23 protein-coding genes and 1 tRNA gene are annotated in these 24,033 nt (G+C 24.6%); 8 read left to right on the forward strand and 16 right to left on the reverse strand.

The genetic code is table 11. From position 1 onward, the window contains the following. Positions 1 to 3 precede the first annotated feature (3 nt). The 5 genes from tusB to D9V77_RS02670 all read right to left on the reverse strand — a co-directional run bounded on the left by tusB (position 4) and on the right by D9V77_RS02670 (position 3,566). Positions 4 to 291 (reverse strand): sulfurtransferase complex subunit TusB, encoded by a 288-nt coding sequence (tusB, locus tag D9V77_RS02650; RefSeq protein WP_158338808.1) that lies wholly within the window; start codon positions 289 to 291, stop codon positions 4 to 6. Positions 292 to 302: 11 nt separating this feature from the next. Beyond that, positions 303 to 659 (reverse strand): sulfurtransferase complex subunit TusC, encoded by a 357-nt coding sequence (tusC, locus tag D9V77_RS02655; protein WP_158338810.1) that lies wholly within the window; start codon positions 657 to 659, stop codon positions 303 to 305. A gap of 18 nt (positions 660 to 677) precedes the next feature. Further along, positions 678 to 1,067, reverse strand: coding sequence for a sulfurtransferase complex subunit TusD (tusD, locus tag D9V77_RS02660; protein WP_158338812.1), 390 nt, complete (start codon positions 1,065 to 1,067; stop codon positions 678 to 680). 82 nt (positions 1,068 to 1,149) lie between these two features. Further along, positions 1,150 to 1,914 carry an FKBP-type peptidyl-prolyl cis-trans isomerase gene (fkpA, locus tag D9V77_RS02665; RefSeq protein WP_187307856.1) on the reverse strand — a complete coding sequence of 255 codons (765 nt, stop codon included), beginning with the start codon at positions 1,912 to 1,914 and terminating at the stop codon, positions 1,150 to 1,152. A gap of 434 nt (positions 1,915 to 2,348) precedes the next feature. Continuing rightward, a complete protein-coding gene (locus D9V77_RS02670) occupies positions 2,349 to 3,566 on the reverse strand; it encodes an aspartate aminotransferase family protein (RefSeq protein ID WP_158338814.1) in 1,218 nt (405 codons plus the stop codon). Positions 3,567 to 3,879: 313 nt separating this feature from the next. Here D9V77_RS02670 and tsgA point away from each other — a divergent pair, with 313 nt between their 5' ends. Beyond that, positions 3,880 to 5,055, forward strand: a complete 1,176-nt coding sequence (tsgA, locus tag D9V77_RS02675; RefSeq protein WP_158338816.1) for an MFS transporter TsgA — start codon at positions 3,880 to 3,882, stop codon at positions 5,053 to 5,055. A 39-nt stretch (positions 5,056 to 5,094) separates the two neighbouring features. Here the strand turns inward: tsgA and trpS are convergent, their stop codons facing one another. From trpS to aroK, 5 genes are all read right to left on the reverse strand, one after another. Further along, positions 5,095 to 6,114 carry a tryptophan--tRNA ligase gene (gene trpS / locus D9V77_RS02680; protein WP_158338817.1) on the reverse strand — a complete coding sequence of 340 codons (1,020 nt, stop codon included), beginning with the start codon at positions 6,112 to 6,114 and terminating at the stop codon, positions 5,095 to 5,097. Positions 6,115 to 6,134: 20 nt separating this feature from the next. Beyond that, positions 6,135 to 6,821, reverse strand: a complete 687-nt coding sequence (rpe, locus tag D9V77_RS02685; protein ID WP_158338819.1) for a ribulose-phosphate 3-epimerase — start codon at positions 6,819 to 6,821, stop codon at positions 6,135 to 6,137. Positions 6,822 to 6,863: 42 nt separating this feature from the next. Then, entirely contained in the window at positions 6,864 to 7,676 is an 813-nt protein-coding gene (locus D9V77_RS02690; RefSeq protein ID WP_158338821.1) for a Dam family site-specific DNA-(adenine-N6)-methyltransferase, read from the reverse strand. 266 nt (positions 7,677 to 7,942) lie between these two features. Then, positions 7,943 to 9,025: a 3-dehydroquinate synthase gene (gene aroB, locus D9V77_RS02695; protein WP_187307857.1), complete on the reverse strand. Its 1,083-nt coding sequence runs from the start codon at positions 9,023 to 9,025 to the stop codon at positions 7,943 to 7,945. Between the two features lie 38 nt (positions 9,026 to 9,063). Continuing rightward, positions 9,064 to 9,585, reverse strand: a complete 522-nt coding sequence (gene aroK, locus D9V77_RS02700; RefSeq protein ID WP_158338825.1) for a shikimate kinase AroK — start codon at positions 9,583 to 9,585, stop codon at positions 9,064 to 9,066. A gap of 444 nt (positions 9,586 to 10,029) precedes the next feature. Between aroK and D9V77_RS02705 the strand changes: the two genes are divergently transcribed. Then, positions 10,030 to 10,114 (forward strand) — tRNA-Ser (locus D9V77_RS02705). A gap of 9 nt (positions 10,115 to 10,123) precedes the next feature. On the opposite strand, the gene deoD is transcribed toward D9V77_RS02705, so the two are convergent. The 5 genes from deoD to D9V77_RS02730 form a co-directional block, all read right to left on the reverse strand. Then, positions 10,124 to 10,828, reverse strand: a complete 705-nt coding sequence (gene deoD, locus D9V77_RS02710; protein WP_158338828.1) for a purine-nucleoside phosphorylase — start codon at positions 10,826 to 10,828, stop codon at positions 10,124 to 10,126. A 45-nt stretch (positions 10,829 to 10,873) separates the two neighbouring features. Next, positions 10,874 to 12,097, reverse strand: a complete 1,224-nt coding sequence (locus D9V77_RS02715; protein WP_158338830.1) for a phosphopentomutase — start codon at positions 12,095 to 12,097, stop codon at positions 10,874 to 10,876. Between the two features lie 53 nt (positions 12,098 to 12,150). Further along, positions 12,151 to 13,734 carry a peptide chain release factor 3 gene (locus D9V77_RS02720; protein WP_158338832.1) on the reverse strand — a complete coding sequence of 528 codons (1,584 nt, stop codon included), beginning with the start codon at positions 13,732 to 13,734 and terminating at the stop codon, positions 12,151 to 12,153. Positions 13,735 to 14,877: 1,143 nt separating this feature from the next. Continuing rightward, positions 14,878 to 15,456, reverse strand: coding sequence for an NfuA family Fe-S biogenesis protein (locus D9V77_RS02725; protein WP_158338834.1), 579 nt, complete (start codon positions 15,454 to 15,456; stop codon positions 14,878 to 14,880). 677 nt (positions 15,457 to 16,133) lie between these two features. After that, positions 16,134 to 16,646, reverse strand: a complete 513-nt coding sequence (locus D9V77_RS02730; RefSeq protein WP_158338989.1) for a single-stranded DNA-binding protein — start codon at positions 16,644 to 16,646, stop codon at positions 16,134 to 16,136. 622 nt (positions 16,647 to 17,268) lie between these two features. Here D9V77_RS02730 and dnaB point away from each other — a divergent pair. The 4 genes from dnaB (at position 17,269) to hemW (ending at position 21,806) form a co-directional block, all read left to right on the forward strand. Next, positions 17,269 to 18,666, forward strand: a complete 1,398-nt coding sequence (gene dnaB / locus D9V77_RS02735) for a replicative DNA helicase (RefSeq protein ID WP_158338836.1) — start codon at positions 17,269 to 17,271, stop codon at positions 18,664 to 18,666. A 308-nt stretch (positions 18,667 to 18,974) separates the two neighbouring features. Further along, a complete protein-coding gene (gshB, locus tag D9V77_RS02740) occupies positions 18,975 to 19,937 on the forward strand; it encodes a glutathione synthase (RefSeq protein WP_158338838.1) in 963 nt (320 codons plus the stop codon). 10 nt (positions 19,938 to 19,947) lie between these two features. Beyond that, positions 19,948 to 20,367, forward strand: coding sequence for a Holliday junction resolvase RuvX (ruvX, locus tag D9V77_RS02745; protein WP_158338840.1), 420 nt, complete (start codon positions 19,948 to 19,950; stop codon positions 20,365 to 20,367). A 308-nt stretch (positions 20,368 to 20,675) separates the two neighbouring features. Then, a complete protein-coding gene (gene hemW / locus D9V77_RS02750) occupies positions 20,676 to 21,806 on the forward strand; it encodes a radical SAM family heme chaperone HemW (RefSeq protein ID WP_158338842.1) in 1,131 nt (376 codons plus the stop codon). 9 nt (positions 21,807 to 21,815) lie between these two features. Here the strand turns inward: hemW and trmB are convergent, their stop codons facing one another. Continuing rightward, positions 21,816 to 22,535 carry a tRNA (guanosine(46)-N7)-methyltransferase TrmB gene (gene trmB / locus D9V77_RS02755; RefSeq protein WP_158338844.1) on the reverse strand — a complete coding sequence of 240 codons (720 nt, stop codon included), beginning with the start codon at positions 22,533 to 22,535 and terminating at the stop codon, positions 21,816 to 21,818. Between the two features lie 118 nt (positions 22,536 to 22,653). Between trmB and mutY the strand changes: the two genes are divergently transcribed. Both mutY and D9V77_RS02765 read left to right on the forward strand, forming a co-directional pair. After that, positions 22,654 to 23,706 carry an A/G-specific adenine glycosylase gene (gene mutY, locus D9V77_RS02760; RefSeq protein WP_158338846.1) on the forward strand — a complete coding sequence of 351 codons (1,053 nt, stop codon included), beginning with the start codon at positions 22,654 to 22,656 and terminating at the stop codon, positions 23,704 to 23,706. A 20-nt stretch (positions 23,707 to 23,726) separates the two neighbouring features. Beyond that, a complete protein-coding gene (locus D9V77_RS02765) occupies positions 23,727 to 23,978 on the forward strand; it encodes an oxidative damage protection protein (RefSeq protein WP_158338848.1) in 252 nt (83 codons plus the stop codon). The last annotated feature ends 55 nt before the right edge of the window (positions 23,979 to 24,033 follow it).

Below are 24,033 nucleotides of genomic sequence, written 5' to 3' on the forward strand. Positions count from 1 at the left end.
CTTTCACCAAGTCATTTGTTTTTTATGCTTAAGCGTTAATGAAACGAAATGAGTATAACTTATTAAAATAAATTCACTAGAAATTTTTTTATGAATACCTCGCGCATAAACATCTTCTTTTATAAGATATAATTTGACCGGACATCTGATGATACTATTTAAAAAAATATTACCTTTTAATGCGATCAAAACACCATCTTGAAGTGCTAAAAAATCATCTGATTTCTTTAACATACTTATAATAAGAGAAATATTAGTCTCAAAAGGAGATTTCATTAAAGTATGCAACATATTTATAAACCTTAAAAATTAATAATTGCATCATAACTATCTAATTTTAAACGTAAAACATCTGCATCTAAAATATCTATATTTAATATAAAATTATTATCGATTAATCCTCGTTCGATTAATGATTCTTTACAACAATAAAAATCTTTAATGTCGTAAAAAGATAATATAGAAAAAGAAGACGTATAGTCACGAGCTAAAATATTTTTCGATTGATGACTTTTAAATAATTGCAAAACACCATCTCCAATAAAAAATAAACTTATTTTTTGAAAGATTGATGAAATGCTAAAAATGGCATCTAAGCCTTCCCTGCCAAAACTAGTTCCATGCGGTGCATGAGAAAAAACAAAAGAAATTGTATTCATTATAATAAAAATACCAAATTAAAACTGTATTATACGATCACATATTTTTATAGAATGAGCTAATTCTATCAAACTACTTAATTGAAAAAAAAATGCCAGATTACCGGTTTTAACATTTTTATTATTTAATAATTTTTCATCTTCTATAATTCCTCTTCTTAGAGCTGCACTATTACAGACATATAGTTTCACTTTATGTTTTTTATTTAATTTTTGCCATGCTTTAATTAAATTAAATTCATCAATTGCTGGTGTGATCATACTATTAGCATTAAGAACTCCATCACAATAAAAAAAAACACTGTATAATATATTGTTTGTCTTTAATAAAGATTTGCAAAATAAAAAAGCAGTACTTGCATTTTGCGTTCCATAAGCAGCGCCTGTTACTAATATTGTATAATTCATTTTTAAAATTTTACACCAAGATACTTGTGAAGTAATATGTAATTATATCATATTTTAAAAATTGATGATCCATATAAGTATACTATAGTCTATTAACTACATCTAATAATTCTATGTCAAAAATTAAAGTAGAATTACTTGGAATACCATTAACTTCTTCTGCTCCATAGGCTAGATGAGGAGGAATTACTAATTTTATTTTACCACCTTTTTTTATATATTTTAAACCTTCTTGCCAACCTAATATAACATCTTTTAACATCAATGATACTGGCTTTCCTCTTTTATAAGAATTATCAAATTCTACACCATTAATTAGCGTGCCTTTATAATGTACAGTAATTTTAGTGTCATTTATTAATTCTTCTCCTTCTCCTTCTCTTTCCAAAAGATACAGAAGACCACTAGATGTTTTCTTCACACCTTTTATTTTGGAAAAACTTTTCATATACAACTGTCCTTGAATAAAATTTTCTTTTGCATTTTTTTCAAATTGAATTTTAGTCGCATTCTTTAATTTGTCTGATAATTCTTTAAGAATTACAGAAATTTCTTGATGCGAAAGTTTTAAATCACCAGAAATAGCATCTTTGATACCTTTTAAAATGCTATTTTTATCTAATTCAACTCCTATTTTTTTTTGTTGATCAAAATATTGGTTGACATAATTGCCTAATGAAACACCTATAGCATAACCTAATTTTTCATTTTTGTTTGGAAGTTTATTTTTTATTACTGAATGAGATTGTAAATAGATATCAGATGACGGTGCTGATAATGAAAATGATTTTGGCACATATAATATTATAAATAACAATATTATTCTTTTTAGAAAGAAAAAAACCATTTATAACTCCAAAAAAACACATAATATATTATTATCAATATGTTTTTTCTATAGGATGTTTTTTTAATATGTTTAAGATATTTATTAAAGTAAAAGAAAATAAATACTAAAATTTTCTACATAAAAAAACTAAATCAATAAATTTTATTATGATTTTCTAGAAATTAAATTAAAACCATAGAAATAAAAATATATTTTCTTCTGTTAAAATTATATATAAAGTATAAGCACTTAAAAAAATGATTTAAAAATTAAATATAATTCAATTATACTAGAATAATAAAAATATATTATATTTGCAGATATATAATCAGATGGTAGTTTAATTACAGAAATATTATTAATATTTATGAATTTTTTTAATAAATAAAAATTTTAAAAAGAATTTTTTTATGCTTTATATGATAGTCTTTGAAAGAAATAAAATCTATTTTTTATAATAAACATTTTTCTAAAGCATTAGAAAAACGTTTCATCCCTTCAATAATATCACGTTCTCTAATATTTAACGAAGGAGCTAAACGAATAACATTATTACCAGCTGTAAGAAAAATAACACCTTCTAAAAATGAAAAGTTTAATATTTCATTTATTTTACAAGAGATATTTGATTTTAATACCGCTCCTATTAATAATCCCTGACCTCTTATTTCTGTAAATAGTTTAAAACGTTTATTAATAATATTTAATTCACGAATTATTCTTTTAGATTTTTTTTCGACTCCAGATAAAAACTTTTTAGTATTAATGATATCAATAACAGATTCTGCTACTGCACAAGCAAGAGGGTTTCCACCATATGTAGTCCCATGTACTCCAGGACTTATAATAGAGGCAACTTTTTTTGTAGTTAACATTGCACTGATTGGAAAACCTCCACCTAAAGATTTTGCAAGAGTTAAAATATCTGGGATGACATCATAATTTTGATAAGAAAACAACTTTCCAGTTCTTCCTATTCCAGTTTGTATTTCATCAAAGATTAAAAGTGCATTATATTTATCACATAATGTTCTTAGTTCTTTTAAAAAAGAAATACTTGCTGGTATAACTCCACCTTCCCCTTGAATTGGTTCTACAACTACCGCGCATGTATTATTATTAATTAAATTTTTTACAGTATTAATATTATTAAATGAAGCATGTATTATTCCTTTAGGTTTTGGACCAAAATTATCAGAATATTTTGATTGACCACCAACAGAAACAGTAAAAAATGTACGTCCATGAAATGAATTATAAAAAGAAATAATTATATTTTTTTTAGTATTATATGTTTTACATGAGTAGTAGCGTGCTAACTTAAAAGCAGCCTCATTAGCTTCTGCACCAGAATTTGCAAAAAATACTCGTGATGCGAAACTGAAAGACACCAGCTTTTTAGCTAGTCTAAGAGCTGGTTCATTAGTAAATACATTGCTAACATGCCATAAAATTTTACTTTGATTTTTTAATATTTTATTTAATACAGGATGACAATGCCCTAAAGATGTTACTGCAATACCTCCAGAAAAATCAATATATTCTTTCCCTTCTTGATCCCAAATACGACTGCCTTTTCCTTTTACAGGAATAAAAGAAACTGGATTGTAAACAGGTAGAATTAACTGGTCAAAAGTATCTCGTGTAATTGATATTTTTTTTGATATCATGAAATTTCCTAAAATACATTTATTGCAGAAAAAAAACTGTATCAAATTATTTTGATAAATAAAAAAACTTATAAAAAACATGTAAAAATTAAAAATAAAATATACATCATATTTTATTAAAATTAAACTTATTTTATTAATAACATTCAAAATATAAATTGTTTTTATCAATTAGAAAAAAAATAATATTTTATATATTATGTATTTTAAATCTAAGAACTACTTAATATTGCACGATATATTAAAATTATCAAAAAATACAATATATTTAATTGTACTTTTATAAAAAAATCAATAAAAAGGTAATAAAAAAATGCAAGATATTAATCGAATAGGACTTACATGGATTAGTTTCTTATCATATGCATTTACCGGTGCATTAATTGTAGTTACTGGTATGATCATGGGAAACATTTCTGATTATTTTCATTTATCTGTATCTAAGATGAGTAATACATTTACTTTTTTAAATGCAGGTATATTAATATCAATTTTTATAAATTCTTGGCTAATAGAAATTGTATCTTTAAAAAAACAAATAATATTTGGCTTTTTACTTACTATTGTGGCTATAACAGGTATAGTTTTCTGTAACAGTGTATTTTTATTTTCAATAAACATGTTTATACTTGGATTAGTAAGTGGTATTACCATGTCAATTGGTACATTTATTATCACTCATTTGTACTCTGGATCGAAAAGAGGTTCTCAATTATTATTAACTGATTCTTTTTTTAGTATGTCTGGCATGATTTTTCCGATTATCACAGCTTTTCTTTTAGAAAAGAAAATTATTTGGTATTGGACTTATGTATGCATAGGAATAATTTATTTACTAATTTTCATCTTAACAATAAATTTAAGTTTTAAAAAATTAAAAATCGATATAAAAGATATTAAAGAAGTAAAAGAAAAATGGAATTTTAATGTATTTTTATTATCAATTTCTGCATTACTTTACATATTAGGACAATTGGGTTTTATTTCCTGGGTTCCACAATATGCAACGGAAATTATGAATGTTAATATAAAAAAAACTGGTGATTTAGTTGGTAGTTTTTGGATGTCTTATATGCTCGGAATGTGGTTCTTTAGTTTTATAATTAAATTTTTTAATTTATATCGTATGTTTATATTTCTTACAAGTCTTTCAACAATACTTATGTATTTTTTTATCCATAGTCAAAATTTTTTAAACCAACAATATATCATTATTAGTTTAGGTTTTTTCTCTAGTGCTATTTATACTATAATTATAACATTAGCATCATTACAAACAAAAAAACCTTCTCCAAAATTAATAAATTTAATTTTATTATTTGGCACAATTGGAACTTTGCTTACATTTATTGTGACTGGTCCTATTGTAGAAAAACAAGGATTATACATAACTTTAGTTAGTTCAAATATATTGTATGGTATAGTATTTTTACTCTCTCTTTTAATTTATTTTAATAAAAAGTATAAAATATTTACAATAAAATTGTAGTAGAATGGAAAATAAACTAGAAAAAAAATTCTAGTTTATTTAAACTAATGAAATTAATCCTAATTTATCATGTATATTTTGCAAAGTTTTTTTAGATTTTATTTGAGATTGTAGAGCTCCTTCATAAGCTATTTTTTTTAAATAAGATTCATCATGACGATAATTTTGATAAGATTTTTGTAATTTAGATAAAAATTTAGACAAGCAATCTACAATAATTTTCTTAAATTCTGAGTACATTATACCTTCTAATTCTTTAAGTAAAACATCAATATTTTTATCAGTAATAGCAGAAAGAATTTCTAATAAATTTGAAATTCCTGGTTTTTTTACTTTGTCATAATATATTTTAGATGGTTTTTCTGAATCAGTAAAAGCATTTTTTATTTTCAATGCCACTGTTGAAATATCATCTAATAAAAAAATTACATTGTTTTTATTAACATCAGATTTAGACATTTTTTTATTTGGCTCTAATAAAGACATAATTTTAGAACCGTATTGAGTAATTAATGGTTCAGGTAAAGTAAATACATTTCCATATAAAGAATTAAAACGATTAGCTATATTTCGAGTTAATTCTACATGCTGTTTTTGATCTCGTCCTACTGGAACAACATTAGTTTGATATAACAAAATATCTGCTGCCATCAAAATTGGATAATTAAACAAAGCAGCATTTGTATTTTTTATTGAGTTCTTTTTTATGTTTCTTTTTATTTTAAATTGAGTCATTCGAAACAATTCTGAAAACTGACTAAAACAATTTAAAATCCAATTGAGTTGACTATGCTGATAAACATGAGATTGAATAAAAATAATACTTTTATTTGGATCTACTCCACAAGCTAAATAAAAAGATAGAGTGTCTAATATAGATTCTTTTAAATTATTTTTATTTTCTTGTATAGTTAAAGCATGTAAATCAGCAATACAAAAAAGACACTCATAATTATTTTGCATTGCAGACCAATGACGCATTGTGCCTATATAATTTCCAAGAGTTAATTGTCCAGAAGGTTGTACAGCACTAAATAAAATAGGTTTATAACAAATCATTTTACATCCTAAATAAAATATTAATGAATAGATCGTGAATAAGCATGCTGTAATTCGTTTCGAATTTTTTTAATGATAAGTTCATAATTAGTATATTTAAATAATCCGGAACCAATTACAAAAACATTCGCTCCTGCAAATGCAATTTCAGCAATATTATCTAATTTTACCCCGCCATCTACTTCTAAAAGAACATCAGAACAATTAGCGTCAATAATTTTTCTAACTGCTCGTAATTTATTAAACGTAGATGGTAAAAAAGATTGATTTCCAAATCCCGGACTTACTGACATTAATAAAATTAAATCTAACTTTTCTAATGTGTAATCAAGAAAATTAAGTGGTGTAGCTGGATTGAATGCTAATCCTGCTTTACATCCATGTTCTTTAATTAAATTTAATGTGCGTTCGATGTGAAAACTAGCTTCTGGATGAAAAGTAATAAAAGTCGCTCCTGCTTTAGCAAATTGAGGAATCAAATCATCTACTGGTTTCACCATTAAATGCACGTCAATTGGTACTGTAATATTATACTTGCGCAATGATTCTAAAATCATAGGCCCCATAGTTAAATTAGGCACATAATGGTTATCCATAACATCAAAATGTATTAAATCACTTCCTGCATCAATTACTTTCTGCGTATCTTCTCCTAAGCGCGCAAAATCAGCAGATAAAATCGATGGAGCTAAAAAAAACTTTTTCATCTTGACTTTCCCATTTCTAAATTAAATCGATTAATTATAATATCAATTATACAACGCTAATAATTCATTAATTTTTTTTCGACTATGCGCAACACAACTAATCGAACGTTTAGATCTTATAAAATACAAAAAAGCTTTTTGGTATAATAAACGTGTTAATAAAATATCTTGATTAGATACTAGAAAGGGAATAGATTTTTTTTTGAAAATAGATTCTATAAGATGTACTAACTTTTTATGTTCATAAAAATCAAAATGATTCACATAATATCTAGTAAAATTTGAAGTTTTAGATAAAGGTAAATAAGGTGGATCACAGTATACCACAGAATCGGTACTAATTTTTTTTAATGTTATATTATAAGAAGAACAGATAAAAACTGCTTTTTGAGCATGTTCAGAAAATTGATATAATTCTTTTTGTGGAAAATATGGTTTCTTGTGACTTCCAAAAGGAACATTAAACTCTCCTTTTAAATTATACCGACATAATCCATTATAACAATGTCTATTTAAATAAAGAAAAATCAGTGCTTTTTGATAATTATTAGAACTTTTATTAAAAATAGCTCGATGTATGGAATAAAAGTCTAATTTATTAGTTCGAGGAGTAAAAAAAACTTGTGCATCATTAATAAACTCTAAAAAACGAGTCTTAACAATATTAAATAAATTAATTAGATCACTATTAATATCTGCTAAAATGTAACTATGATAGTTAGTATTTAAAAAAACTGATCCGGCACCTACAAAGGGTTCAATTAAACATTTTCTTTTTGGAAGGATTTTCAGAATATCATCTAATGATGAATATTTTCCTCCTGCCCACTTCAAAAAAGAGCGTTTTTTTTTCATAAAATATCTGTATTTTTTGATTTATTAGTGTGAAATAATAATATTATTTAAAATATTGTTTTTACTCTCTATAGTTTTATTTTTACAATTTAAAATATATTAATTATAAAATACTTCCTAAAAAATATTTTTATAATATTTGATACAAATTTTACATTCAAAATATAAAAAATATGATTTTTTCTTAAAGAATAAAACTATAAGAGCAAAAATAATTAAAAAATATATGATATATAAATAATTTTCATGCTCTAGAAAATCAAAATTTATTGAGAATTTTTAATAGCTGCTAAAATAATATTTTTATCTATATTACTATAAATTTCTGCTTTACCAATAGATAATGGTAAAACTAGTCTAATTTCTCCTGAGATTACTTTTTTATCTCTCATCATATATGGGATATATGAAGCTGCAGACATATTTTTCGGTCCTTTTATAGGTAAACCAGTTCGTTTTAATAATAAAAGAATTCTTTTTAGATCTATTTTATTCAAGTATCCTAATAGTTCCGCTGTACGTGCAGCCATAACTATACCTACTGATATTGCTTCACCGTGAAGCCAATTCCCATAACCCGCATGCACTTCAATAGCATGACCATATGTATGACCAAGATTTAATAGTGCTCTAAAATTATTTTCTCTTTCATCTAAAGAAATTAATTGTGATTTTAATTCACAGCATTTTTTTATACAATAAGACATTGCTGTATGATCAAGAGATAAAATAGATTTAATATTTTCTTCTAACCAAGAAAAAAAATTTTCATCAAAAATAATAGCATATTTAATTACTTCTGCCATGCCAGATACTAATTCATTATACGGCAGTGTATTTAAACAATCAATATCAATAATTACAGAAGACGGTTGCCAAAATGAACCGATCATATTTTTACCAAGTAAATGATTAACTGCTGTTTTTCCTCCAATGGAAGCATCAACTTGAGATAAAAGAGTTGTTGGTATTTGAATAAAACGCACACCTCTCTGATAAATAGAAGCAGCAAAACCAGCTAAATCACCTATTACACCTCCACCTAATGCAATTAAAGTCGTATCACGAGTGTGCTTTTTCTCTAATAAAGCAGAAATGATCAATTCCATTTCATTTAATGTTTTATATTGCTCTCCATCCGATAAAATTACTTGATCTATTTTAATTCCTGCTTTTCTCAAATGGTAAAAAACTTTATCCTTTAAAAGATTGGCCAGTGTTTTATTAGTTACCAGCATTGCTGGATTTCCTGGTTTTAAAGGCCAAAAAATATCATCTTCTTGAATAATACCAGAACCTATACTAATAGGATAACTACGTGCTCCTAGAACAACTTTCAATCGTTCCACAATTTTTGACGCTCCATAAATTCTTTATCAAGTATTTATTATATTTCTTCTAATAAACGAATTATATTAAAAGCTACAGATTTAGCACTTTGATCATCAGTTTTCACTGTTATATCTGCAATTTCTTCATATAAAGGATTTCTTTCATTAGCTAAATTTTCTAATATAATATGATTTGAAGTGGCAGTTTGTAATAATGGTCTTTTTTTGTCTCTCTTAGTTCGTGCTAATTGTTTTTCAATTGTCGTTTCTAAATAGACTACGATACCACGAGATGATAGAAAATTACGAGTTTCTTTAAATTTAACTGAACCTCCACCTGTAGCAAGAACAATACCTTGTTTAGTAGTTAATTCATCAATAATTTTTCGTTCTCTCAAACGAAAACCACTTTCACCCTCTACATCAAAAACCCAATTTATATCAGCACCAGTACGCTTCTCAATTTCTTGATCAGAATCAAAAAATTCCATATTGAGTTGTTGAGATAATTGACGACCAATAGTGCTTTTTCCAGCACCCATAGGTCCAACTAGAAAAATATTTCGTTTTTCTGCCATGTTTTTATTACTGAGATAATTCGTTAATAATACCAATGCTCAGCATATTTTGCTGGCAAGACATAAACACACGTTAAAATAGAATAAAATGAATTATTTTAAAAAATTTATAAGTTTTTATGGAGCTACATTTATAAAAATTGCGATAAAATTATTCTAAATTAACGATTCATACATATTTTAGAAATATTTCTTATTATGTTTTCATTAACTAATTTAATCCTTTTAATGAATATAGTAAAAATATAAAAACAACTATTTTTTAAAAAAATATTAAATATATTCTATCAGAATCGATATAATTTTTTCTATTTTTATTTTAAAAAAATAATAAATATAATTTAATTAAAATACAATCTAAAAAAGTAAAAACTTGACGTAGTTTATTTTTTTATATTAAAATAAAAAAAATATTTTAGTATATTAAAAAAGAGAAAATATAATGGTGAGGTGTCCGAGAGGCTTAAGGAGCACGCCTGGAAAGCGTGTATATGGAAACGTATCAAGGGTTCGAATCCCTTTCTCACCAAAAAAAAATTTATAAAATAGATTCTAAAGCTAATTCAATCATATTGTTAAAACTTGATTCTCTTTCTTTTGATGAAAGAAATTCTTTCTTCATGATATGATCTGATACTGTACATATCGATAACGCTTGAACTTTCAATTCAGAAGCCACTCCATATATTCCCGCAGTTTCCATATCAACACCAAGAATATTATATTTTTTTAAAATATGCAGCATTTCAATATTATCATTATAAAAAGAATCTGTTGTAAAAAAATTACCGATTAAAACTTTAATATTTAATTTTTTTGAAACTAAAAAAACATTATAAATCAAATCAAAATCTGCAATAGCAGAAAAATCATGATTATTAAATTTGATTCTATTAACACTCGAATCAGTACATGCACCCATGCTAATTACTATATCACGCAACTTTATATCATCTCTTACAGCACCACAAGTACCTATACGAATAATTTTTTTTACATTAAATTCAACGATCAATTCTCTTGTATAAAGAGACGCTGATGGTATTCCAATACCATGACTCATTATTGAAACTCGTCTATTTTTATAAAATCCAGTATAAGCTAACATTAAACGAGTATCATTTACTTGAACGAAATTATTTAAGTATGTTTCAGCAATATATCTTGCACGTACTGGATCTCCAGGCATAAGCACTATATCTGAAAAATCATTTTTTTTGCCATTAATGTGAAGGGTAGACACTAATTTTTTCCTTTTTTTATATATAAAAAAATGCACTGTGAGTTTTTAAAGCATATTTTGACCATATGGCATATCAGATAATAAAAAATATGTTGCAATAGTTTGTCCTATATCAGAAAAAGTTTTACGGTGACCCAAGAAACGTTTTTGAATATCTGGCGAATAAATTAATATAGGAATATTTTCTCGAGTATGGTCTGTGCCTTTCCACGTCGGATCACACCCATGATCTGCAGTCAAAATTAATAAATCATTTTTTTTAACTAAATTGATCATTTCAGACAATTTGCAATCAAAAAATTCTAAACCTTTAGCATATCCAGAAACATCACGACGGTGACCCCAATTCGAATCAAAATCTACTAAATTAGTAAAAACAATAGTATTATTACCAGCCTCTTTCATCTCTTTAATAGTTGCATTACATAATTCATTAAGACCGGTAGATTGAATTTTTTTACTAATTCCCACTCCGCCATAAATATCAGAAACCTTTCCAATTGCAACTACTTGTCCTTGTTTTTCATCTATTAGTTTTTTTATAACTGTTGTAGAAAAGGGTTTAATTGAAAAGTCGCGTCTATTGCCTGTGCGTTGAAAGTTAGATGAACTATTTCCAATAAAAGGTCTTGCAATTACTCTAGCCACTTTGTATTTGTATTCATCTAAAATAACACGCACAGTTTCACATAATTTGTAAAGATTTGATAAACCAAAAAAAAATTCATGACATGCTATTTGAAAAACAGAATCTGAAGAAGTATATATAATAGGTTTTTTTGTTTGAATATGTTCTTCACCTAAATTATTTATAATATCTGTTCCTGATGCATGGCAATTTCCAATAAAACCTGTTAATGCTAATTTTTTTATAATTTTTTCCAATAAAAAACCAGGGAAACTATTTTGTTTTTCTTTAAAATAAAACCAATCATCTAAAACTGGCACACCTGCAATTTCCCAATGTCCTGAAGTAGTATCTTTACCAGAAGAAATTTCGCTAGCAACACCATAACTAGAAATAATATTTGAACTGTAATTAAATCCTAAAGGATATTTTCCAGTAGACTCTTTATATGCATTAATTATTCCCAATTTTACTAAATTAGGAATGTATAAAGAACCTTGTCTACCTATATTTGCCTCTCCTAAAAAACATTTTTCTACTATATGTCCAAACGTATCTGAACCAACATCATTAAATTTATTAGCATCAGGACTGGATCCTATCCCAAAAGAATCTAAAACAATTAAAAAAATTCGTTTCATAATGAAATATCCAAAATTTTATCTAAAAAAACTATTATTTAATTTTTAAAATATTATTGTTCTCGTATTGTATCAAAAAAAATGTCAGAATTCTGAGTCATAACTATATTTAAATTTGCCACACTAGGTGCTAAATATATTAAATAATTAGAGCTATCATATGCTAAATAAGCACTATAATTATTTTTAAAATTGTTAATACTACGATGATTTTCAGATCTAATCCAACGAGCAAGAATAATATTAACTTTTTTATATATTGCATCTATATTATATTCTATTCTTAAACGTTCAATAACAACATCAAATTGTAAAACTCCAATAGCACCTAAAATTAAATTATTATTTACAATAGGACGAAATACTTGAACGGTACCTTCTTCAGATAATTGAATTAAACCTTTTTTTAATTGTTTTTGTTTTAGAGGATTTTTTAAATGAATAAGACGGAATATTTCTGGTGCAAAACTTGGTATGCCAATAAACTTTATTTCTTCCCCTTCTGTAAAAGTGTCTCCAATTCTAATTGTACCATGATTGTGAAGTCCTATAACATCACCAGGATAAGCTTTTTTAATTGATATTCTATCTCCGGCTAAAAAAGTAAAAGCGTCAGAAACAGTTATGTTTTTTTTAATCCGTATATGCTTTAATTTCATTCCTTTAGTATATTGTCCTGAAACAATTCTCATAAAAGCTATTCTATCACGGTGTTTTAAATCCATATTCGCTTGAATTTTAAATATAAAACCTGTAAATTTTTCTTCTCTAGGACTTACTTTTCGCTTATTACTTTGACGGTGTAATGGGGGAGGAGCCCATTTTATTAGACTATTTAACAAATGATCTATTCCAAAGTTTCCAAGTGCACTACCAAAAAAAACAGGTGTAATAATCCCTTTCAAAAACTTTTCTTTATTAAATTCGGGATAGACATTGATAATTAATTCTAATTCTTTCTGAAAATTGATAGATAAATCTATATTAATGTGTTCATCTAATGAACTATCAGACAAGCGGTTCAAAATTACAAATTTTTTTTTAAATAATTTATTTTTATATAAGTAGATTACTTTATCATGAATGTCATAAACCCCTTTAAAATTTTTCCCACAACTGATAGGCCAAGTGACAGGAATACAATCTAATTGCAACTCTTTTTCAATTTCATCTATAATTTCCATTGGTTCTCGACTATCACGATCTAACTTATTGATGAAAGTAATAATAGGAGTTTTATGAATACGTGTAACATCAATTAATTTTTTAGTTCTTTCTTCTATACCTTTTGCTGCATCGATAACAACTAAACAACAATCTACAGCAGTCAAAATACGATATGTATCTTCTGAAAAATCTTGATGACCAGGAGTATCTAATAAATTCATTAAAATATTTTTATATCTGAATTGCATAACTGAAGTCGTAACGGAAATTCCACGTTCTTTTTCAATATTCATCCAATCCGACTTAGCATATTTTCCATTTCCTCTTCCTTTTATCGTCCCAGAAAAACGGATAACTTTTCCAAATAATAACATTTTTTCAGTAATAGTAGTTTTTCCAGCATCAGGATGCGAAATAATTGCAAAAGTTCTTCTTTTATTTAATTCTTGCTCATGATTTGAATTAAACATATATACGCTCGTTAAAATACTTAATATTGAACATCTATATAAAAATATAATACATAAAAAAATATTATATATCTGAAAAATAACTATTAAAAAATCGATTTTAAAAATCTTGTATCAAATTATTTTGATTTATTCAAAAACAATAGTAAAATTATAATTTTAAATTATATAATATTATTTATAAAATAAATTAATATTTCATATTTTTTAAAATATGTTTTTTGACATAATTCGCACATATGGCATATATTATAAAATTATCAGCATGAAAAAATTAAAATATAACTGCATTCCTATTATTAGATATCTTTAAAAAAGATTACTAAATTTTCTAAATTTTGAAATTAGGAATATTTTAATATTATCATTAAAAAAAAGTACTGGATATTAATTTTATTTTTCAATATAACTTAAATAAAATAGAAAATTATCAGAGATAATTTTAAAAGAAATTAACATGTAATATGATTAATTTAATATGATTCATAGCACTAGTTCAAAAATCTGTTAAACTTCTCTAAGTTATTATTTATTTTAGAATATCGAAAAAACTAATATTTTATGTAATAAATCTTTAAATTTATTTATTAGAAATACTTTGTAATAATTATCAAGATCTATTGCACTTAGTTATAATGAAAATAAATGATTTTATTGAATAAAATTTTTTTACTTTTAATGGCTAATGATTTTTAATAAATAGAACAAAAAACAACGTTCTTATATTTTTCTAATTCCAGACGATTTATGAAAGTTAGAATAAAACTTTATCATTTTAATAAAAAACAAAAAAATATCGAATAATACCTAAATCTATTAGATTCCTACTCACTAAGAAATTTCTATCAAATTATGTACAAAAAAATTTTTTTTAATACTTGCTAAAAATATTAATTTTTTATGCCTGTAAAATAAACTTCAAAAAAAAAAAGAAATTTTACAGGAATGACATTCCTGCAATATGAAAACATATTATCATGGTTAATTTAACTTAATGTAGATTTAAATGAATAGATATAAAACGAAAAAATAATTACAAAGGGAAGTACACTTATCAAAATTAGAGTTTTGATGCTTATGATATAATAATAAAATCAACTTTCACTAAATGGTAGTTTTATTAAGTTGAAAATATTTATGCAATTAATAAAATGAATGTTTTCCATGTAAATGCTGTGTTTCATCATGTACTTTTTTTATTTCAGGAAAAGAAGCCAACAACTTTTTTTCTACTGTTGATTTCAAAGTTAATCCAATCATTGCGCATCCATTACAACCTCCACTAAATTGTATTGTAGCAATTCCATTTTGATCAATTTTAATTAATTTAACTTGTCCTCCATGCATCGATAATTGCGGGTTGACTTCTAAATTTAAAAAAGATCTTATTTTTTCTTCTAGTGAAGAAGATGTTTTTTTAGAAAAATTATTTTTAGCGTAAGGAGCTTTTAATGTTAATTGAGATCCTATTTTATCAATAACAAGATCAATTTCTGAATTTTTTAAATAAGAAATGATATTTTTGTTCACATAAACAAAAAATTTATCGTATTTTAATGCAAGATCTGCTTCTTCTATTTCGTTTTCTAGACAAAATGCAACACCACATTCTGCATTGGGTGTTCCTGGATTTACTATAAAAACACGTATTTGAGTACCCTTTGGTTCGCTTAATAAAAGGGATTTGAAATGTTCTTGTGCATTTTTAGAAATATTAATCATAAGAATTTTTTTTATAAATTTTTACTAGGATAGATAATCTTACTAATTTATTAAAAATAATACAAGAATATTTAAATTTAATATGAAATTTTTTAAAAAATATATATAGAATTGAAAGAACATATAAATAGAAAAATTAAAGTCTTGTTTTAATATAACATAGATAAAACAATTAAAACCTTGCAAATATTACACATCTTAAAATTCCCTCCTTCTAGGACACTGGAATATATAATAAAATATTTATTAATTATTATATCTTTTTATTGGTGCTTTTTTAAAAAAGCAAAAAAATAGATGTAAAAATTGTTATATAAATAATGAAAATAAAAATCCTTTTGTATAATAATTATATACATCTAAAATATAGATCAAAAAAATATCTTAAAATATCATCATATTAAAATTTTTTGATCTTAATATCATTAAAAATTATTAAAAAAAAGTCTGGAATGATTATTTTATATTGATTAATATTCAAATGTAATTTTTATTAGTTCTTCTATATTTAAAAAATACATCTAAATAACTAATTTAGTTTATTAAAGAAATAAATAAAAGTTGCTTAATTATTGGTGAAAAAAAACTTTTTATAAATTATAAAAAATATTTAAAATAAAAACCTATATCGCCCCAAAAATTGGGGCTCTTATTCGTTCAATTTTAACAATTCTTTCTTAAAAAGGAATCTCATCATCAAAATCTATTTCTGAAGAATGAATTAAATCTTTGTTAGGTTTATGTGTTTCTATATTTTTATCAAAATTTACTTTGTCTATTTTTTGTGCTTTCATTACAGTATTATTATTATCATGTGTTGACATTGCTTGCACGTTAGAATTACGACTACCTAACATTTGCATAGTACCACCAATGTTTACAATTATTTCTGTAGTATAACGTTCGAGTCCATTTTGATCTTGCCACTTTCTAGTTTGTAATGAACCTTCAATATATACTTGAGAACCTTTTCTTAAATATTCTCCAGCGATTTCTGCTAATTTTCCAAACAAAACTATACGATGCCATTCTGTTTTTTCTTTATTTTCACCAGTGTTTTTATCTTTCCAATTTTCTGAAGTAGCCAAAGTCATATTTACTACTGCATTACCATTTGGCATATAACGCACTTCAGGATCTTGTCCTAAATGTCCAATAAGAATAACTTTATTTACACCTCTACTTGCCATAACAAATAACTCCATTTTTAAAGTTTGATTTAAAAAAATACACTTAAATGTATACATGTTAAATATTTTATTTAGTATAATCAAATCTATAAAAATGCTATATTATTTTCTAAAATTTTAAAATATGTTAGATATTAATTTATTAAAATTAATCTAGAAAAAAATGTTATGATTTTTATCATTGTTAATTTAAAGAAATAGTTGCAAATTTTGTTTGCGTTTAAAATAAAAAAATATCTATAAAATTTTATTTAAAATATTTATATCTTTTAAAAGGTAGCAGAATAATCAATATTATTAAAGATAATTTTGAATTATTTTAAATATTATGTTTTCTATAACATAATTAAAAAACACAAAGAAATATTTTTAATAAAAAAACAACTAATTCTTATTAGAATATAACTTTAATAATTTTATTGTTTATATATATTAAAATATAGCAATTAAATTTTAAATAATTATTTGATAAAAATATTACCATCTATATCAGATAAATTTCTAATTTTTTGTTTTTCATTAAATAGATAAAAATATTTTGAAACATGACTCAAACAGACTAGTCCATAGATAGTGTATTATTGCAATATTACGATATAATTTCACACAGATTCATTAAACAATGGTATATGCAATAAATATGGCTAAAAATAAATTATATTTAAACCACATTAATAGATTAAAACTTCCACCTCATTCTTTAGAAGCAGAACAGTCAGTATTAGGTGGATTAATGCTAGATAATGAACAATGGGACAGTGTTTCAGAACATGTAGTTGCTGATGATTTTTTTAGTAAACCCCATCGTTTAATCTTTCAAGAAATGCAAAAACTTCTTGATCTAGGATATCCAATAGATTTGATTACTCTATCTGAATCTTTAGAACAAAAAGGAAAATTAGAAAGTGTAGGTAGATTTTCTTATTTAGCTGAATTATCAAAAAATACGCCTAGCACAGCAAATATTACAGCATATGCAGATATAGTTCGAGAACGTGCTATAGTAAGAGAAATGATATTAGTGGCTAATAAAATAGCTAATGCTGGATATGATACGCAAGGTCGAAAAAGCGAAGAATTATTAGATTATGCAGAATCAAGTGTATTTAAAATTGCAGAGAAGCGTTTTAAAAAAGACTCAGGACCAAAAAATGTAGAACAAATTCTAGATGAAACTGTTGCAAGTATTGAAAAATTATTTTTATCACCTCATGATGGCGTAACAGGAATTAATACAGGATATCAAGATTTAAATAAAAAAACATCAGGTTTACAACGTTCTGAACTAATCATCATTGCAGCAAGACCTTCTATGGGAAAAACAACATTTGCAATGAACTTATGTGAAAATGCTGCTATGCTTTATGATAAGCCTGTATTAATATTTAGTTTAGAAATGCCTGGAGAACAAATTATGATGCGTATGTTAGCATCTTTATCCAGAGTTAATCAAGCACGAATTCGAACTGGACAGTTAAATGATGAAGATTGGGCTCGTATGTCTGGAACTATTAATATTCTTCTTAAAAAAAAGAATATCTATATTGATGATTCTTCAGCACTAACACCTAGTGAAGTTCGTTCAAGAGCACGTCGTATTTATCGTGAAAATAATGGACTAACTTTAATTATGGTGGATTATCTTCAATTAATGAGAGTTCCTTCTCTATCTGATAATCGTACTCTTGAAATTGCAGAAATATCTAGAACATTAAAAGCATTAGCAAAAGAACTGCAAGTTCCAGTAATAGCACTTTCACAACTTAATCGGTCTTTAGAACAAAGATCTGATAAAAGACCAGTAAATTCAGATTTACGTGAATCAGGATCTTTAGAACAAGATGCAGATTTAATTATGTTTATATATCGTGATGAAATCTATAATGAAAATAGTGATCTTAAAGGAATAGCAGAGATTATCATAGGAAAGCAAAGAAACGGACCAATTGGGACTGTTTGTTTGACTTTTAATGGCCATTGGTCTAGATTTGACAATTATTCTGGTCATAAATATGATTAAATATTAACATATTTAAAAAATTTAAAATCAACAATATAAATCATAATTATCAAAAAATATTTTTTTAATTATTTAATAATAAAAAATTAATTCTTTTTTTCAATAAATGATTTAAATATTAAAAACCATTAAACTGTACCAAATTAAAATTTTTATGAAAACGAGTCTATCAATATATTTTTAAAAAAATAAAATAATTAAAATAATATTATTTTAAATTTGAATATATAAATGTATCGCCGATTGAATTCAAATAAAAAAACACCATTTCTTTATTAAAAAATCATTCAATTACTAAGATAAAATATATGTCTAAGAAAAAAAATTTAAAAATTGGAATTGTAATGGATTCTATTGAATCAATTAATATTAAAAAAGATTCAAGTTTTGCTATTTTACTAGAAGCGCAAAAAAGAAATCATATTATCCACTATATGGAAATGAATGATCTTTATTTAAGAAAAGGCCATGCATATGCAAGAACTTTTTTAATAAAATTAAAAAATGATAAAAAACAATGGCATTCTTTTATAAAAGAAAAAAATATTTCTTTAAGTGAATTAGATGTTATTTTTATGCGTAAAGATCCTCCTTTTAACACTGAATTTATTTATTCAACATATATTTTAGAACGTGCAGAAGAAACAGGTGTATTAATAATTAACAAACCTCAAAGTTTACGAGACTGTAATGAAAAAATGTTTATATCATGGTTTTCAGAATTAACTACTGATACTTTAGTGACAAGAAGTCTTGTTAAGATACGTGAATTTTGGGAAAAATATCAAGATGTTATAATAAAACCATTAGATGAAATGGGAGGAGCTCATATATTTCGAATTAAAAAAAATGATCCTAATTTTTCGGTTATTGTTGAAACCATGACAAATTATGAAAAAAAATATTGCATGATTCAAAATTATTTACCAGAAATAAAATTCGGTGATAAAAGAATTTTAATTATCGATGGAAAACCTGTACCTTGGTGTTTAGCTAGAATTCCCTCAACAAGAGAAACAAGAGCCAACTTAGCTGTTGGAGGAACAGGAAAAGTACAATCGTTAAGTGAAACAGACTGGAAAATAGCTAATTATTTATGTCCTATTTTGAAAAAAAAAGGTTTGATTTTTGTAGGATTAGATGTAATAGGTGACAAACTAACAGAAATAAATGTTACAAGTCCAACATGCATTTGTGAAATTGAATCAGAAAAAAAAATTTCTATCACTGGAATGTTATTAGATTGTATTGAAAAAAGAATATTATATTAGAGATCATAAAATGATAGTGATTGCATTTGATTTTGGCATAAAAAGAATTGGAGTAGCAGTGGGAGAAAATATAACTAAAAAAGGAAGACCTTTAAATGTTTTAAATGCTCAAAATGGACATCCAAATTGGAGTATAGTAAAAAAATTAATACAATTTTGGCAACCTAATTTTATCATTGTAGGACTTCCATTAAATATAAATGGTACAAAACAAAATATAACCAGAAAATCAGAAAAATTCGCTAATTTATTACAATATAAATTTAAGATTATTGTAAAAATGCATGATGAACGTTTAACTACTGTAGAAGCTAAATCAATTATGTTTAAAAAAAATGGTTTTAAAGCATTAAAAAAAGAAAAAATTCATTCTTGTGCCGCTACAATTATATTAGAAAGTTGGTTAAATCAATATTTTGTAACATTATAGTTATTTTAAAACTATTTAAAAGTAGTACTTATGTAAATTAAAAGTTATATCTAGCATGGATAATTTTATTAATTTCTATTCTATATTAATTTCTATTCTATATTTAAGAAAAATTATAGAAGTATATTAAATAAAACGATAATACTAATATAAAATATTTATGAATAAAAATACTTTATTAAGTAGATATCAATTTTAATAAAAAAACATTGCTTGTTATAAATATTTTAATAAAAATTAAAAGTGATGTTTTCAATAAATAAAAAATTTTTTAATACAATATTATCTAAAAAGATGAAATAATTGTTATGTTTAAATTACCTCCTATTAGTCTATATATTCATATTCCTTGGTGCTTAAAAAAATGTGGGTATTGTGATTTTTATTCATATGTCAGTCAAGAAGTTATTCCTGAAAAAGAATATATTAAACATTTATTAAAAGATTTCGAAAAAGATTTACTTTTAACTCATAATAGAGAAATAAAAACTGTTTTTATCGGCGGTGGAACACCCAGTTTATTAAAAAGCATTTCTATAAAAAAATTACTTTATGGTATAAAAAAAAGAAATATGATTTCCAAAAACGCTGAAATTACTATAGAAGCAAATCCTAAAACACTTGAATATCAACGTTTTATTCATTATAAAAATTCTGGCGTTAATCGTTTTTCTTTAGGTATTCAAACATTTAATTCCGATTTATTAAAAAAAATAGAGCGTACATATGATGCAAAAGAAGCAATAGATGCAATAATAACATCAAAAAAAATTAGTGATAATGTAAATTTAGATTTGATGTACGGCTTACCTGGACAATTACTAAAAGATGCATTATCTGATTTACAATGTGCTATTCAGCATAATCCAACTCATATATCATGGTATCAACTAAACATAGAACCCAACACTGTGTTTTATGCAAAAAAAATAAAACTTCCAAATGAAGATATAATATCAAAAATGTCAGTAAAAGGAGAGAAATTATTAGAACAATCAGGCTATAAAAAATATGAAATATCTTCATATTCAAAAATCAATTATCAATGTCAACATAATCTTAATTATTGGAATTTTGGAGACTATATAGGAATAGGCTGTGGTGCTCATGGTAAAATTACTCAAAATAATGGGAAAATCATTCGAACTGTTAAAAATAAAAACATAAATGATTTTTTAAATGGAAACTACCTTAATTCTATACATACAGTATCTAAAAAAGATAAAATATTTGAATATTTTATGAATGCTTTTAGACTGTATCAACCTATTCTTAAAAAGGATTTTCAAGAAAAAACCCATGTAACCAAAAACTTCATAGAAAAAAATATTCAAATTGCAATACAAGAAGGTTTTTTAATTAATAAGTCAAATTTTTGGCGTACAACACAAAGAGGAAAAAATTTTTTAAATTTATTATTAGAGATTTTTTTAAAATAAACTAAAATATTATTTTTTAATTTGAAACATTAAATCAAAAATTCTATTACCTTGAAGATATCCTTTTTCTTCAAATTTAGTTATTAAACGAGATAAAGGACGTTGTACAAAATTATTTTTTTTAGATAAATTTTTATAATTTTCAATATCTTTTATTTCATTTAATATATAAAAAGCATATGATTCCGAATCAGTAGCAATATGTAATATACCATCAATTGTTAATTTTTTTGAAATCATTTTTAAAAAATGATTGTTTAAAAGTCTTCTTTTATGATGACGTTTTTTATTCCAAGGATCTGGAAAAAAAATCTGTACAGCAGATAAAGTATAATCTAAAATCATATTTCGTACAACTTCAACTGCATCATAATAAATAATTCTTAAATTGTGAATTTCATAAAAATGAATAGCATTTAAACAAGATCCTATTCCTGATTTATACACTTCCACTCCTAAAAAATTTTTATTAGGAAAGTTTATTGCAGTTTGTACTAAAGATTTTCCTGAACCAAAACCAATCTCTAACACAACTGGAGCATGACAATTAAATATAGAAGTTAGATTTATTGGTGTTAATTGAAAATCAACACCAATTACGGACCAATGTTTTTGAATCGCGCGTAATTGGGATATAGTAATACGACCTTTTCTGGATACGAAACTTCGATTTTGACGTAAAAAAACACCATTATGATTATATTTTGGTGTAATAATGTTATTTTTCATGTTTTATTTAAAATTTTACTTGAAATTAATAAAAATACTTTATTGCAATGATATTATCATATTAACGTTTCTAAAAAAACACGTCGATGATTTTTTTATAAAAATGGTTTAAACTATAATGACCAAATACATTTTTTCACAATTAGTTTTAAATTGGTACCATAAAAATGGTAGAAAAGATTTGCCATGGCAAAAAAATAAAACATTATATACAGTTTGGATATCTGAAATAATGTTACAACAAACTACAGTAAAATCTGTCATCCCTTACTTCAAAAAATTTATATCAAGTTTTCCTAATATAAAATCTTTAAATAATAGTCAATTAGATGATATCTTATACTTGTGGAGTGGTCTAGGATATTACAATAGAGCTAAAAATATTTATAAATCAGCGCAAATAATTAAAAACGAATATAAAGGAATATTTCCTGATCAATTTATAGATGTGATCAAATTACCTGGAATAGGAAGATCCACAGCAGGAGCTATTTTATCTTTATCATTAAATTTTAATTATCCTATTTTAGATGGAAATGTAAAAAGAATTTTGATTCGTTATTATGGAATAGTAGGTTTTTTAAAAGATTTTAGAATAGAAAAAAAATTATGGGACATCATTGAATTAATTACACCAATACATAATACTGGTAAGTTTAATCAAGGGATGATGGATATAGGTTCGTCTATTTGTATATCTAAAAATCCAGCATGTAAAATTTGCCCATTAAATAGAAAATGCATTGCTAATATAGAACAAAAATGGGAAAAATATCCTTTAAAAACTATAAAAAAAAATTCTCCTAAAAAAAAATCTTGGTTTATTATAATAAAATTTAAAAATAATTTTTGGCTCGAAAAAAACACAGACAAAGATATATGGAAAAATTTGTTTTATTTTCCAAAATTTAATGATAAAAAAACGGCTTTGATCTGGTTAAAAGAAAAAAAAATAAATATAAATAAATGTGAAAATATGATATCCTTTTCCCATAAATTTAGTCATTTTATTTTACATATTTATCCAATTGTAATTAAATTAAATAAAGTTCCAAAATTTTTTAAAGAGAAAAGTACGAGTATTTGGTACAACTTAAAAAATCCTCAACATATAGGACTTCCTCAACCAGTACAGAAAATACTTGAAATTTTTAAAAAAGATATTTCTTAAAAAAACGGAGTATTCAAATAATGAGCCGCATCATTTTTTGCACATTTTTAGAAGAAAAATCTGAAGGTCAAGATTTTCAGTCTTATCCAGGTGAATTAGGAAGACAAATATATAATCAAATTTCAAAAAAAGCATGGAAAAAATGGATCGCAAGACAAACTATTTTAATTAATGAAAAAAATCTTAATATGCTTGATCTTCAAGATCGTAAAAAACTTGAAAAATATATGATATCATTTTTATTTAAAAATAAAACTCACACTAATATATAAAATATTGGAAATTATTTAAAATATGTTTTTAATATGCAATATAATATTTTTTACT

This window comes from Buchnera aphidicola (Sitobion avenae), assembly GCF_005082585.1.
Lineage (GTDB): Bacteria > Pseudomonadota > Gammaproteobacteria > Enterobacterales > Enterobacteriaceae > Buchnera > Buchnera aphidicola_Z.

Bases quoted from the DNA above. Each gene is read 5' to 3' on its own strand.
- tusB (WP_158338808.1), bottom strand. From the start codon at position 291: ATGTTGCATACTTTAATGAAATCTCCTTTTGAGACTAATATTTCTCTT.
- tusC (WP_158338810.1), bottom strand. From the start codon at position 659: ATGAATACAATTTCTTTTGTTTTTTCTCATGCACCGCATGGAACTAGT.
- tusD (WP_158338812.1), bottom strand. From the start codon at position 1,067: ATGAATTATACAATATTAGTAACAGGCGCTGCTTATGGAACGCAAAAT.
- fkpA (WP_187307856.1), bottom strand. From the start codon at position 1,914: ATGGTTTTTTTCTTTCTAAAAAGAATAATATTGTTATTTATAATATTA.
- D9V77_RS02670 (WP_158338814.1), bottom strand. From the start codon at position 3,566: ATGATATCAAAAAAAATATCAATTACACGAGATACTTTTGACCAGTTA.
- tsgA (WP_158338816.1), top strand. From the start codon at position 3,880: ATGCAAGATATTAATCGAATAGGACTTACATGGATTAGTTTCTTATCA.
- trpS (WP_158338817.1), bottom strand. From the start codon at position 6,114: ATGATTTGTTATAAACCTATTTTATTTAGTGCTGTACAACCTTCTGGA.
- rpe (WP_158338819.1), bottom strand. From the start codon at position 6,821: ATGAAAAAGTTTTTTTTAGCTCCATCGATTTTATCTGCTGATTTTGCG.
- D9V77_RS02690 (WP_158338821.1), bottom strand. From the start codon at position 7,676: ATGAAAAAAAAACGCTCTTTTTTGAAGTGGGCAGGAGGAAAATATTCA.
- aroK (WP_158338825.1), bottom strand. From the start codon at position 9,585: ATGGCAGAAAAACGAAATATTTTTCTAGTTGGACCTATGGGTGCTGGA.
- D9V77_RS02715 (WP_158338830.1), bottom strand. From the start codon at position 12,097: ATGAAACGAATTTTTTTAATTGTTTTAGATTCTTTTGGGATAGGATCC.
- D9V77_RS02720 (WP_158338832.1), bottom strand. From the start codon at position 13,734: ATGTTTAATTCAAATCATGAGCAAGAATTAAATAAAAGAAGAACTTTT.
- D9V77_RS02725 (WP_158338834.1), bottom strand. From the start codon at position 15,456: ATGATTAATATTTCTAAAAATGCACAAGAACATTTCAAATCCCTTTTA.
- D9V77_RS02730 (WP_158338989.1), bottom strand. From the start codon at position 16,646: ATGGCAAGTAGAGGTGTAAATAAAGTTATTCTTATTGGACATTTAGGA.
- dnaB (WP_158338836.1), top strand. From the start codon at position 17,269: ATGGTATATGCAATAAATATGGCTAAAAATAAATTATATTTAAACCAC.
- gshB (WP_158338838.1), top strand. From the start codon at position 18,975: ATGTCTAAGAAAAAAAATTTAAAAATTGGAATTGTAATGGATTCTATT.
- ruvX (WP_158338840.1), top strand. From the start codon at position 19,948: ATGATAGTGATTGCATTTGATTTTGGCATAAAAAGAATTGGAGTAGCA.
- hemW (WP_158338842.1), top strand. From the start codon at position 20,676: ATGTTTAAATTACCTCCTATTAGTCTATATATTCATATTCCTTGGTGC.
- trmB (WP_158338844.1), bottom strand. From the start codon at position 22,535: ATGAAAAATAACATTATTACACCAAAATATAATCATAATGGTGTTTTT.
- mutY (WP_158338846.1), top strand. From the start codon at position 22,654: ATGACCAAATACATTTTTTCACAATTAGTTTTAAATTGGTACCATAAA.
- D9V77_RS02765 (WP_158338848.1), top strand. From the start codon at position 23,727: ATGAGCCGCATCATTTTTTGCACATTTTTAGAAGAAAAATCTGAAGGT.